The organism is Shewanella abyssi, assembly GCF_023284025.1.
In the GTDB taxonomy this organism is placed as follows: Bacteria; Pseudomonadota; Gammaproteobacteria; order Enterobacterales; family Shewanellaceae; genus Shewanella; species Shewanella abyssi.
The window spans coordinates 1-13537 of the sequence record NZ_JAKIKR010000005.1 but is presented as its reverse complement, the minus strand read 5'-3'; the positions used below and the strand labels follow the sequence as shown (position 1 = coordinate 13537).

The 13537-nt window shown below is 42.9% G+C and carries 9 protein-coding genes and 1 pseudogene; 8 read left to right on the top strand and 2 right to left on the bottom strand.

Translation table 11 applies throughout. The features are described 5' to 3' along the window. Window positions 1–88 precede the first annotated feature (88 nt). Window positions 89–1087 (bottom strand): helix-turn-helix domain-containing protein, encoded by a 999-nt coding sequence (locus L2755_RS03670; RefSeq protein WP_248979401.1) that lies wholly within the window; start codon window positions 1085–1087, stop codon window positions 89–91. A 194-nt stretch (window positions 1088–1281) separates the two neighbouring features. Here L2755_RS03670 and nfsA point away from each other — a divergent pair, with 194 nt between their 5' ends. The 8 genes and pseudogenes from nfsA to L2755_RS03630 all read left to right on the top strand — a co-directional run bounded on the left by nfsA (window position 1282) and on the right by L2755_RS03630 (window position 11954). Continuing rightward, a complete protein-coding gene (gene nfsA, locus L2755_RS03665; protein ID WP_248979400.1) occupies window positions 1282–2004 on the top strand; it encodes an oxygen-insensitive NADPH nitroreductase in 723 nt (240 codons plus the stop codon). 264 nt (window positions 2005–2268) lie between these two features. Next, window positions 2269–2610, top strand: a complete 342-nt coding sequence (locus L2755_RS03660) for a zinc ribbon domain-containing protein YjdM (RefSeq protein ID WP_248979399.1) — start codon at window positions 2269–2271, stop codon at window positions 2608–2610. 378 nt (window positions 2611–2988) lie between these two features. Next, window positions 2989–4236 (top strand): HlyD family secretion protein, encoded by a 1248-nt coding sequence (locus tag L2755_RS03655; RefSeq protein WP_248979398.1) that lies wholly within the window; start codon window positions 2989–2991, stop codon window positions 4234–4236. Then, window positions 4236–6395 carry a peptidase domain-containing ABC transporter gene (locus L2755_RS03650; RefSeq protein WP_248979397.1) on the top strand — a complete coding sequence of 720 codons (2160 nt, stop codon included), beginning with the start codon at window positions 4236–4238 and terminating at the stop codon, window positions 6393–6395. The genes L2755_RS03655 and L2755_RS03650 overlap by 1 nt, the downstream gene beginning before the upstream one ends. A 722-nt stretch (window positions 6396–7117) precedes the next feature. Beyond that, the gene (locus L2755_RS03645; protein ID WP_248979396.1) at window positions 7118–8146 is read left to right on the top strand and encodes a rhomboid family intramembrane serine protease; all 1029 of its coding nucleotides are present in this window, start codon (window positions 7118–7120) and stop codon (window positions 8144–8146) included. A gap of 509 nt (window positions 8147–8655) precedes the next feature. Next, on the top strand, window positions 8656–8799 hold the full coding sequence (locus L2755_RS03640) for a hypothetical protein (RefSeq protein ID WP_248979395.1): 144 nt from the start codon (window positions 8656–8658) through the stop codon (window positions 8797–8799). A 78-nt stretch (window positions 8800–8877) separates the two neighbouring features. Next, window positions 8878–9021 (top strand): annotated as a pseudogene (locus L2755_RS03635) (transposase); the annotation flags it as partial. Between the two features lie 560 nt (window positions 9022–9581). After that, window positions 9582–11954 carry an OmcA/MtrC family decaheme c-type cytochrome gene (locus L2755_RS03630; RefSeq protein ID WP_248979394.1) on the top strand — a complete coding sequence of 791 codons (2373 nt, stop codon included), beginning with the start codon at window positions 9582–9584 and terminating at the stop codon, window positions 11952–11954. Between the two features lie 82 nt (window positions 11955–12036). On the opposite strand, the gene L2755_RS03625 is transcribed toward L2755_RS03630, so the two are convergent. Continuing rightward, window positions 12037–12996: a LysR family transcriptional regulator gene (locus L2755_RS03625; RefSeq protein ID WP_248979393.1), complete on the bottom strand. Its 960-nt coding sequence runs from the start codon at window positions 12994–12996 to the stop codon at window positions 12037–12039. Between the last annotated feature and the right edge of the window lie 541 nt (window positions 12997–13537).

Here is a 13537-nt window from a genome sequence, read left to right as displayed (position 1 = left end):
CTTTCAGCATATAGATAAAGCCATAGCTTGTATATCAGAATCAATATGCTGTGGCCGCGGGCAAAAGGGTAACGGCTTAGCCAAATGTTTAGCTGTGTTGACGCCGATAAGCTCGAGGAGAAAGCCCTGTTATACGCTTAAATGCACGTGAAAAGTGAGGTAAGTCTGAATAGCCTAAGGATGAGGCAATACGGCTGATGGGAATATTTCTGTCAGTCATCATCTCACAGGCTTGGTTAAAGAGAATGTTTTCTACGATATTAGAGTAGCTTGCGTTTTCTACTTTTAAACGACGTTGTAAGGTTCTTACCTCAATACCCAAAATGCTTGCAGCAGACTCAATGGGGAGTCTCCCCAAACCCAAATATGGCTTTAAGGCTTGTTTTAATGAATCGGCAAATAGGGTTGGCTTTAACGGTTGCTCAGTTTGAGTTTTATGCCAACCCAGTTTGAGTTTGATAGGGTGCGCAAGCTCTTCACTCGACAACGATATGCCTGTGACACTGCGGTTGACATAGAATTGAGAGTCATCGATAAGTAAGCTTTGTTTTAGTTTATCAATACTATCGGTAGTCAATACAATCTCTTTTGGTGACCATTGTCTTTGTGTTAATCCACGGACCAGTTCAATCATAAAAGTGAGAATAAAATGTTCTCTAAAATCCGCTAAAAGCTCTTTGCTAAAGCGATGTTCTCGTATCAACCAGTGGCGCCCAAACAAGTGCCGTAGCTTTACCGTTGAGTGAGTTGATTCTCTATTGAAAAATACACAGAACTCATCGAGTGCTTGCTCTAAGGTTTTTGCATGCTTTATTTTATCTATGTAGCTTGGAATAAATACTTGTCGGCAAGCCTGCCATATTAACTGGCTATATTTATCTGGCCCTGCTTTTTCTCCAATAATATTCAACAGGTTGATTAGCGGGAGTTGCGGCACATAGTCATGCTCAATATCCAAGATATTTTCAGGTAACTGTGCTTTTGCAATGGTGGGATAGATATCATCGTCGATCTGTTTCAGTATATCGATAAAAGCAATTGCATATTGAGATTTGATTAAAGGAACCAGCGGTGTCACTTTACTCATGATTACAATCCTCCATCGCGTTGCTGGCTGGGTAGCTCTGCTATTATTATCGCAATCATCTGGCTTAGGCAAATTGACTCATTTAATGCTTAGGCACTATCGTTGAATTTTGCGTAATCACCCTGAAATATGCTGAGTTACAGTTAGGTTTGAAAGGTAGGCTGGTGGCACTCAATGCAATAGGTGAAGTAGATATGAATTCGACAATAGCAACAATAATGCGCCACCGTTCAGTGCGTCATTTTACCGAGCAGGCCATCGAAGCTGACAAGCTTGAACAGATTTTAAATTGCGCGTTAGCAGCCTCTACCTCGAGCTTTATTCAATGCACCAGCATTATTCGAGTATCAAAGCCAGCGCTGCGGCAACAGCTGGCTGAATATGCCGGAGGCCAGGGCTATGTTGCATCCGCTGCTGAGTTCTTGGTATTTTGCGCTGACTTTAATCGCCATCAACAGATCCATCCTGAAGCGCAACTCGGTTTTACCGAGCAAACCTTAATCGGTGCAATTGATACTGCATTGATGGGACAAAATGCGTTGCTCGCAGCGCAGTCGTTAGGTTTAGGAGGGGTATTTATTGGCGGTATTCGCAATAACCCACAGCAAGTTACCGCGTTGTTAGGTTTACCAGAGCATGTACTACCACTATTTGGTATATGTATAGGCTACCCAGCAAGAGAACCGCAGTCAAAACCACATCTGCCACTGAGTATTGTGGTGCATCAAGACCAGTATCAACAACTCGATAGATCCGCATTGGCTGAATATGACCAACATATTCGAGAGTATTATGCTGCTCGTAGCAGCAATACCAAACAAACCTCTTGGTCTGAGCATGTTAAAGCCGCGCTAAGCAAAGAATCACGCCCCTTTATGAAGGAGTATCTTAACGGCCAAGGCTTTAGCCTTAAGTGAGCAGTGAACGTAAAGCGCTGACTCATGATCGTTAGCGCAAATAAGGCGTAGTGAATAGACAAAATAGTGTGCTGAAAACGGATGCTAATTCATGAAAAGCTGATCAACAATCTAGCCTTGTTCACAGGACAAGATCCTCAATCTAGATGATATCTGATTTTTTGATTATAATGAGTCTTTGAAAAGCGAGTTGTATCGATGATCATTTTAAGAAATGCTCGATCAAGCATGACTCAACAAATTATTTATTAAAGAGAAAATACCATGAGCGCTATCCCACCATGCCCAAAATGTGAATCAACATACGTATACGAAGACGGTTCACAGCTCGTTTGTCCTGAATGTGCTCATGAATGGAATCCTAGCGAAGTTATCGTCGATCCAGATGTGATTATCTTAAAAGATGCTGTCGGCAATTTATTAGCAGAAGAAGATAAAGTGACGCTAATCAAAGACCTTAAAGTGAAAGGATCATCACTAGTGCTTAAAGTTGGCACCAAAGCGGTTATCAAACGTTTCGTAGACGGCGACCACGACATCGATTGTAAGGTCGATGGCCACGGCTATATGATGCTTAAATCTAAGTTTGTAAAAAAGCAAAACTAATCGACTTTCAAGTCGCACTGGTTACTGCAAACAATAAAAACATCTGCCTAGAGCAGATGTTTTTTTATGCCCCAAAAGAAACCCGTTGGGTGGGCATCTATAGCCACTTCTCCATAAAGAGAAAGAGGTTCTCAAGCCAGATAATATAGCTGAATCGCTTAGACACGCCTGACTCTATTCGTTAACAATGCGTGGCGTGATGGCCAATGATTTTTTGAGGGACTGTAAGTCGTTTTATGGCTTTGTGTTGCGCAATAGTTGTGGTTATGGTTTATGCTTACGTGACAAAGGTCGCAGTTTAAAACATTAGTATCATGTAGTCGTTAGTCACTCATTGCCGATAGTATTCGGTATGCATATTGAGAATATGGAAATTCTATGTCAGCATTATTTCGTCAACAGGCCGTTGAGGCGCAAAAGCAAAAGTTACATGGTGACGTGTCACTGGCACAACCTATTAGTATCAATGTATCGGCCACTGTTTTACTGGCTATTGTTGTCGCTATTATATTCTTTCTCTCTTCTTCTCATTACGCTCGTAAAGAAACCGTTCGTGGTTATTTAGTGCCTGATAAGGGCTTAATTAAAACTTATGCTAACCGCAGTGGTAACGTCGAAATATTGCATGTTACTGAAGGTGATATTGTCGCTAAAGGCTCACCTCTAGCGACAATCGTATTAAGACGCAGCATGCTCTCTGGTGAAGAGTTAAGTGAGTCACTCATTGATGAGTTAAAACAACAACTCACCCTGCTTAAAACTGAGCAGAGCGTTAATAGTGCCATGGAATTAAAAGAGATCTCTCGCTTAAAAATATCCATGACGAATAGTCGTGCATCGCTCGCGGTGTTGACTAAGCTCGAAGCGCTGTTAATTGAAAAGTTAGCCTTACAGATGGCGCAACAAGTTCAGCATAAAAAGCTATATAAAGACGGTTTCTTATCTACGTTAGATTACCACTCCCAGCAAGAGAAGCTCATTTCAGTTAGGCAAGAAATAGAAAACTTAGCCTCCAACCAAATACAAATCCAAAGCCAACTTAATTCGGCATCAGCAGAGCTTGACGTCTTACCTAGCCAATACGTGCTTAAAGAGGGCGACCTTGCAAGGAGGCGCTCAGAGCTTCAGCGTCAAATCGATGAGACTGAAAATAATTATCGCTATGTTATTCGAGCGAGTGAGGCGGGTACGGTTGCCTCGATACAAATTGTAGAGGGTGAGTTTGTTGTCAATAGCCGTCCATTAATGAGTTTAATTCCACAAGGGGCGCAACTGGTCGCAGAGCTATTACTGCCAACACGCAGTGCTGGATTTGTTAAATCGGGAGATGAAGCTAGGCTGCGCTTTGACGCCTTCCCTTATCAACGCTTTGGTTTCCTCGAAAGTTATGTTTCTCGGGTGGATAAAGCCTTGCTACTCGATGGCGAAGCAAGAGTGCCAGTAACACTATCAGAACCCGTTTATCGCATAAGGACGACGTTATCAAAACAAGATATGTTGGCCTATGGCGATAAGTTCCCACTCAAAAGCGGCATGTTACTTGAAGCTGATATTGTACTCGACAGACGTAGTCTGCTTGATTGGTTGCTTGAGCCTATCTACAGCTTGCAAGGGAGAGTGGGCTAATGGTTAATGCAGGATTAAACCAACCGGCTAATCCGATTGAGCTATTGGAGTTTTCAGGCAATAAACGTGTGCCGCTTATCTTGCAGGCTGAAATGGCAGAGTGTGGTCTTGCCAGTGTCGCTATGATTGCTAGCTATCATGGTCATAAGCTGGATATGGCAGCACTGAGGAAGCGTTATAGTGCTGATCTCAAGGGGATGAACTTACAGCAAATTATTGGCTTAAGTGACAGTATGGGGCTTGCGAGTCGAGCATTGAAATGTCCTATTGAAGAGATTGGTAAACTGGCTTTGCCTTGTGTATTACATTGGGACATGAATCACTTTGTTGTACTCACCGGCGTTACAAAATCAGGAGTAAGTATAAATGACCCAGGATTGGGGAAAAGAAAGCTCACACTTACAGAGTTTACCGAGCATTTTACAGGGATAGCATTAGAGCTAACTCCAACAAAGGGGTTTGAGAAACAAGACGAGCGCCAACAAATGCGCCTATCCCAGCTGTGGAGCAAAATGACGGGGCTCGGTAAGACCTTAACCTCTTTGTTCGTACTGTCCATTTTACTTCAAGTTTTTGCACTTGTTACCCCCTACTATATGCAATGGGTGGTTGATGAAGTGCTGATTAGCCAGGATAAACCCTTGTTAATCGTACTAGCGTTAGGCTTTGGTCTGCTTGCGATGATTAACGTCATTACTACAGGAGTGCGTAGCTGGTTGGTACTTAGGGTGTCGAGCCTACTTAATATGCAGATGGGCGTTAACCTGCTGCGGCACCTACTCCGATTGCCCATGAGTTATTTTGAAAAGCGTCATATCGGCGATTTAGTGTCTCGTTTTGGCTCTCTTGCGCAAGTACGTGAGCGACTCACTACCGGACTTGTTGAAACGGTGGTTGATGGCGTTATGTCGATTGCTGTTTTGGTGATGATGCTGATGTACAGCGTTAAGCTTACATTAGTCGTTGTTGCTGCAATACTCATTTATGCGTTGCTACGTTTGGCACTTTATCGTCCACTGCACCGTGCAACCGAAGAGTCGATTCAAGCAAGCGCAAAAGAGCAGACTAATTTCCTTGAAAATATTCGCGGCATTCAGACCATCAAACTGTTTACCTGTGAGCCTCAAAGGCAAAGTGTGTGGCAAAACCGCTATAGCGAAGTCATTAACGCTGATATCCGTTTAGGAAAACTCAATATTAGCTTTGATGCGTTTAATAAGCTTTTATTTGGTCTTGAGAACATCATTGTTATTTATTTAGCGGCCACTATCGTTATGACGGGGGATTTAACCATTGGTATGGTGCTCGCATTTATCGCGTACAAGAATCAACTAACGGAGCGTTTCGCCAGTTTAATAGAGCAGCTTATTTTGTTTCGTATGTTGCGCCTACACCTAGACCGTATTTCGGATATTGCACTGCATGAGCAAGAAGCTAATCGTGACGGCAGTATGCCGCTGAATAAAGTGACTGGCCAGCTCACCCTAGAGAGCGTCAGTTTTTGTTATGGCGATAATGAACCAAACGTGATTGACGACGTATCACTGACTATTAATGCACATGAGTCAGTAGCAATAGTGGGTGAGTCGGGCTGTGGTAAAACCACCTTAGTCAAGCTGATGCTCGGGCTATTAACGCCAACTCAAGGTCGTATTTTATTAGATGGCCAAGACATTACCCAAATAGGCTTAACCCAGTATCGGCAGCAAATCGCAGCAGTTATGCAAGATGACACGTTACTGTCGGGTTCAATCGCCGACAACTTAACCTTCTTTGAGCCAGAGCCTAACTATTTACGTATGCAGCAGTGCGCGCAAATGGCTGCGATAGAAACCGATATTAATAAGATGACCATGGGGTATAACACGTTGGTCGGTGACATGGGTAGTCAGTTTTCAGGCGGGCAAATACAACGACTTCTACTTGCAAGGGCGTTGTATCAGCAGCCAAGTTTGCTGTTTATGGATGAAGCGACAAGTCATTTAGACATAGATAACGAAGCGAAAATCAGTGAGCAAATAAAACATCTTGCGATGACGCGAGTCATTATAGCTCATCGACCCGAAACGATTAAGCAAGCACAGCGAGTATTGGTTATGCATCAGGGCAAGGTGTACACGCAGGAAGAGATGCAGAAATTAGTTGGAACGGCGCAGTAGCGCCACGAAGGAAAAAGAATTTTAATAGGTGAAGTAAGTAGTTCAAAAATAACGAAGTATTTCATCAGTTAAAAGCAAGGGCACGGCAACTTTAGCGGGAAACCGCGCCCTTGCTCAGCAGCTTAAGGTTTGGGTACTCATATTGAGTCACTAAACACTTAGGCAAACATAACGTTAAACAGTTTAAATTAAGGAAGATATTATGCAAGAACTAACAAAGAATGAAATTGAGTAAAGTTAATGGCGGGGGTCTTTCTTGGAATGAGGGGGCGACTCTAATATTAGCCATTGGAGCAATGGGAGGCCCTGTTACATTTGGGTTTGGATTTCCAATTGCTATGGGAATGTATTATTTGTCTCAAGAGTAAAAAGATTTTTTCGATGAGTTTTTATTGACAAAATAAAATACTTCATCAGTTTAATGGAAGGGTGTGGCTGATTTAGCATACCCGTTAAAAACGCTCGATTTTAGGGCTGATTTATATACTCAAGTTAATTCGGTAGGCATAATGATAATCAGTTTAAAGAAAGAAACCATGCAAAAACTAACAATGAAAATGTCAGAGCAGGATGATGTTGTAAAATGTCTAACAGTTACAAGGATTACCTAAATTTCTCATTGAGTAAATTACGTTATAGGAACCCATGTGCATTTTGTATTGGCATTTACAATTGCCTTGATAGTGTGCGATTTATATTTAATTGTCTGGTGTGTGAAAATCATGAAAAATAACAATATAACTAAATGTAAATATAATAATAAAGAGTTTGAAGGAGAGGAGGTTGTTAGATCCAAAATACTAAAGTGGCACGTTCATCAGAGTTTGGAAGTAACTGAACACAATAGCAATATTTTTATTCCCGTAATAGAAAGTTCAGAATACAAAGGTCTAGCATTTAAATCCAATAAATCCAAGAGTGTTTTTCTAATAGCTTATCTTTCTCTGTCAACTTGCATACATAGTGTTTTATATTTTTATTTTCCTAGTAATAGGTTGATAGACATGACGATAGCCAGCAGTGTTGTAACTATATACTATGTGATTGAATATATAGCGTCGATGCGAAATTTGTCTTTACTTCGCGATAAATATGAATTTATTCAAAGAGTATATCTAGAAAAAAAAGGAGCATACTTTTATTGTTTAGTAATGCTTTTTTTCGGTGCGTTGCAATATTTGGCAACACTTTATTATGATAGTTTCCAAGAGGTAATTGTGCATTTTGGTGGGGTGTACGATTTAATTGATCAAGGGCAATATTGGAGACTTCTATCAGCCTCTATGTTTCATTCAAGTGTTGCGCATTGGATGACGAATACAGCGCTCCTTATGATGTTTGCACCTTGCTTTCGGGTTTTATCTTCAAACAATGGAGTCAGTATATTTATTATTGGTGCAATTGTAGGAGCCGTAATGGCTTACTTATCAAATAGCATTATTTTAAGTGGTGCAGATGGTTATGTAGGGGCTTCAGGAGGTGTCTACTCATTAATGGGGTACTTTACGGTGGCTTTGTTTCTTCAAAATAGAAACATCCCTTCAGTCTGGATATACACTGGCATAAACTTTACGATGCTCAACATACTATTGTCGATTATTTTGTTACCCATTGTAAGTAGTTTTGCTCACTTATCAGGTTTTTTTACAGGAGCTTTTTTAGCTGTCATATTCAAAAACAGGGACAATCTTAGATTTCAACAAAATAACACGACTACCAATAATAGTGGCGTTATTAGCACAGTAAAGTGAGCGTCTAGTGGTAAAATAGAGCTATCCACAGCTAATTGCGAACATTGCATCCCTCTTACTAAACTTTAGGTTTTACCTAAGTATGAGGTGTTATGCCGCGTCCCAGAAACACTCAAATTAGCATTGAAGATACGCCGTAGTACCACACAGTCTCAAGATGTGTGCGTAAAGCCTGGTTGACCGGAGTTGTGGGTGTCCTGATTTATCTTATAGGTATTGGGGGGGAGTAGGCGTGCTGTTTTATTATTACATAAGGGGGAGACGGTGATTTACAAATTCTTGCTATCAGCATTTGTTGTTTTATTTGGTACAGGGCTAGTTTACTTTAATGCGCCATACATGATTGATGTTTACCTTACCATTGTGGTTGGAGGGGGCGTCGGGGTTTATTACTTTTTTATAAAAAAGTAGGTTGTATGTAATAGCTAGTTAAATAGAGCCATCCACAGCTAATTGCGAGCATTGCATCTTCTGACTAAACTTTAGTTATTGCTGAGTTTGGAGGGGTTATGAATAAAATAAAGAAAGAAAACAGTTGGAGCGCTGATAGTTCGAAGAATAGCTGGAATGGGGAGTTAAAGAACAAGAAACTATTTATTTCTGGTCTTTTTATTGGTTTTGCAATCGGTGTGACTCTTGGATCAATGTTGTGAGGTCGCGATAGATTGAAGGTGAACGGTTTAGCCAGCCCAAAGGGGTTAACTTTACGTTACCAGATTATCTATAGCTAGTGGATAAAACTCATCTCTGAGTTTGGTTCGATATTTCATTGGCCAGTTGGCGCCACTCAAGAGCTTACAAATTACTGCGAACATCTACAAAAATGTCGCTGTCATTTTGCTAAGTGTCGTCGGTATTTAGAAGATGGCAGATAGCTTGATTTAGCTAGCTTACTGTTGGTTGCACTAATTAATTGAATCCTGCAGCCCTTCAAAATCTTGAGTTAACACCCCCAGCCAGAAATTCTGTTTCACGCTAGAATTCCCCCTGTTTAACATTTATAAGTAGATTGAAGGTGGCATTGCTTCAGTAATGGCTAAGTTTTCTATTTGAAGAGTATAGAGTTAGCCTTAGCACCGTTATGTTGTTGATTTATTGTGGGTGGCCTGATTTATTTAAACTAAAGGCGTGCATGGGGTTAGGATCTCCGCTGTTGAAGCCCGTAATATGTATGGCCTAGTTGGCGAACAAAGCATATCGCTGGTGTATAGCACGAAGAATTAGAAGCAAGATTTCCTATGGCTAAAGCAGCGGATCGAGCAGCTTGGTTTCGAGATCTCGTTCTAGTCACAAAATGCATTTTATAGGAACGGCGTTTCTATATTTCGAGGAGTGATGTGGGCTTCAAGAACCCAGCTTTTAAATTTGTTGATACCGAAAAAAACTTTTATAACTGGCGGCGAGTACTTACAAAAACAAACTCGGAGCTATAAAAATGATGAACAATTTTAAACGCTGTCTTGTCGCTGGAGCTGTGGCATTCGTGCTAGCTGGCTGTAGTGGTAGCGATGGCAAAGATGGCACTAATGGCACTGATGGCGAGAACGGCCAGAACGGGCAAGATGGTACTTCCCCTATCGACTATACAACCACAATTGAGCAGGCTTCTGACCTACTTATAGAACTTCTTCCCCAAGATATCTCTATTACTTCCGGCAGTGCATTCGCAATAAAGTTCAAAGCCGTTAACAAAGATGGCCTAGCTATCTCAGGGCTAGATAAAATATCACTGCTTGCGTCGTCGGAAGATGCGAACGGCGAATGGATGAACCACGCTTGGCTGAACGATGCTGGTGGTTATCTGTACTGTACAGACACAGGTATGGTGATTAACCGTGGTGGTGAAGAAGAGCAGGCTTGTACTCTTGTTGAAACTGAGACTGGCGTATACGTCGGAACTTGGGAGCATGAGGGTGTGGCTCCGATTATCGTAGAGGGCGCCGACGTCAACGCGGTTAACCGCGTAATCGTTCGCTCTTACAACATGAAAACCGCAGCGGGTGCAGACATCGCTGACAAGATGATCTCCAAGTCAGTAGAATTTATCCCTGCAACGGGTGAAGCGGCTACTCCTACTAAGGCTCTTATCAGTACAGAGTCTTGCATCAAGTGTCATGGGTCGGCTGATGGGTATGCTGAGGGTAACGCTCAAATCGATGAGCTTAGTGCGCACCACAACTATCAAACCGTTGAAGCCTGTGTATCCTGTCACAACCCGTCTATAGCTGGCGAAGAAGTCAATCCAGAGAACGGCTGGAATCTCAACTTCGACCAGATGATCCACAGATTACACGCTGGCCACAAAGCAGAGCAATACCTAGGCGCACCGCTTACGGGTGACGCTCACGAATTGTTTGGCGCTATTGGGTTCCCTAATGAGCTAAACGACTGTACATCTTGTCATGATAACGATGTGTGGAAAGAGATCGTAAATGAGGGAGCGTGTGTTAGCTGCCACCTTACAGTTAACCTTGCTACCGGGGAGAACCACGCAGGCATAGTGCCAAGTGGTGATGACGCTTGCTTAGGTTGTCACACCAGTGGAAGCTTAGGCGCTGAAGGTGCTCACTCTGTTGGATTGCGTGATGAAGGTACAGACCTTGTATCTCTGGACGTAACAAGCGTTAAGTTTGACGGCGTAGAGCTAGCGGTTAAGGTTGTTGTTAATCTTGACGGTGAACCTCTAACGACTGAGACTCTTGCTGAAGTTCTGAAATCTATCCCCGAAGAACACCATATGCCTATCGGCGTAGTGATTGGTAAAGGTGTTATTCATCGTATCATCCCTGAGTTTCATCATAACGTTCGCGTCTTTGATCAAGAGTTCGATGCTACAGACTCATCTTTCACTATGACCATCACTGAAGACATGGTTATGGAAGACTTTAAAGCTGAGTTCGCAGACCTTGGCAACAAGACTGTGTGGGTTAGTTCTGACATTGCGGTATGTGTTGCTAAAGACACTGTAGGCAATGCGGTATTAGCAGAGTGTAAGGATGCAGGGCATTCAGGCCTTGATTACGCAGTAGCGGCTAAAATGACTCCTAAGTATTGGAACATGGCCACTGACAACGGCGACAACCCAATCCTTCCCCGCTTCGCTGATGAAAGTCGTATGAACGTTTCTGAAGCTAAATGTAATGCTTGTCACGGCAGCTTAACCATTCCTAAGTTGGCACATGTACATGGCGTTGATGACTTCGGCAGTTGTTCAGCTTGTCACAATGAGACCAACACCGGCACTTACCATGGCCGAGTCACTAAGTTTGCACCAGGAGAAGATACGCCTGAGACAACTAAATACGAAGTGTACAGTCGTGACTTATCAACAGTGACTCACCGTTATCACAGCGGTCACTGGGATTCGCAAGATCCTAGCGGTGTTTACTTAACATCTGAGGACGAGTTAAAGGGCTATTCAGCTTCTAAGACAGACTGCTCAGTGTGTCACAAAGAAGAGGCTCCATTGTTCGGTGCTGATGGCGGCCTGTTCTCAGGTAAGATTGCCACTCAAGTTACCGACACCTGGATTGCTCCTCACTTGGTAGGCCAGAAGCTAGAAGATGATGTGCCAGCAGTAGGCTATATCTCGCCTGTCGCTGAAGCATGTCGTAGTTGTCACGCTCACTCTGACAAGGCGGCTATTGCACACTTCAAGACCAACGGCGCGTATGTGGCCGAGTTCGATAGCGAGGGTAACTTGTTGCCAGAGTCTATTAGTGGCACGAAAGACATGTCAGTTGAAAGCTGTGGTGTGTGTCATGCCAAAGGTAAATCTTTCGGTGTAGATAAGTTCCACAAGTTCTAAAGAAAAAGTGTGCGGGTTCGTCCCTGACAGTACCCCCGTGCAAACTTTTAGCCCCTGAATCATCACAGGGGCTTTTTCTTGCCTAGTCGGCAGTGACTTCGGCGTAGATAATCCTTAGTGCCTTTATTGCTTTGTTGTAGCTCTCATCCCATTCGGAAGCCATATAGTTTAGGTAGTACGCTGGCTGCATTAGCGAGTTATGTAATGCATCCATTGCTCCCTCTGGCAATGCCTCTACCCTAATGTTGCTGCGGCCTGAAACATAACTTATGAGGCTCTTAGTTCCCACAAACCCAAGGTATCGGCCTGTGCTGATATTCGCCGCCCATTCATCGAGGTTGTTTACCTCTAATGTTTCTTTTATCTCTATAGAGTGCTTGCGGCAGTATGACTGTAATGGATCTATGCGCTCGTTAAACCCATCAGAGGCCATGTACATAAAACCAAAGCTAGCGATGGTTTCCAGAGTGACGACTTCTTCGTCCCATATGGGGTGTGACGGAACCGCTGCAAGGTGAAGTGAGTTCTCTGCACCAATTCGTTCGGACTCAATGCCATCTGTGAATATTTCATCAAGCGAGAACATGATGTCGACTTCCCCGTTCTCCATCATCTCTTCCGATTTGGCTGTCTTGCTGCGGAATATAAACCAATCGCTCTCAATGCCCAGCTCCGCACTCTTGTTAACGATTGCAGTGGGGATGACTCCCATCAAGCGCGGGCATACGTGTACTGTCAGTTTGGCTTTATACAGCCCGTTGTTATCAGAGGATAGGCTACTCGTAATAGTGTTAACGGCTGGGGTGATTTCTTTATATATTCTGTGGGCTAGGTCGGTCGGGACTAGTCCTGCTTTGCGCCTGTAGAACAGTTCATCGTTGAAGTATGTTCGCAGTGAAGTAATGTGTCGACTTACTTTGGATGCATGCAGTTTCGTGGCTACAGCAGCTTTGGTTATGCTCCGTTCTTGGTATACTTTTGTGAATATAATGAGAGTAATTATATCAATGTTTGATAGCTTTTCGCTGGTATTGTTCGCCATGACTGTATCCTTGTATCGGTCTTGGATAATGTACAAGGTATAGGCAAAGTTTAGTGTGATTCGTGTTGGTTTTAGCCCCCGAAAGGGTGCTTGTCTACATCGTTAACCTATTTTTATGGAAGAGAAATCAGTGTCTGGGTCGTAACGATAGCCTAGTCTGAAACTCGGCCAGTATCACACTGTATCGCTTCTTAACGAGTTCAGGCATTCCCTCACTTGTGTCGATTCCCGTATCTTTGAACACGTTAGAATGGGTGATCCTGTAGGTCTACAACCATTGTGATTGCAGCCTCACGCTTACGCTCTTTCGTACGTAAAAGTATGGTGCGTCGTACTAGTAGGTCTTTTAATATTTTATTTGACTCCTAATTGTGTCCTAGTTGTTTGCTGGTGGGGAGTGAACTACTGTTGCGCTGATCCCCTGCAATTTAATAAAGTCCATATTTCTAGACTTTTATTAGCAGAGTGAAATTAGAAGCCATAAAGTACATAAAATTGGACTTTATTAAATTGCAGGGGATCAGCGCAACAGTAGTTCACT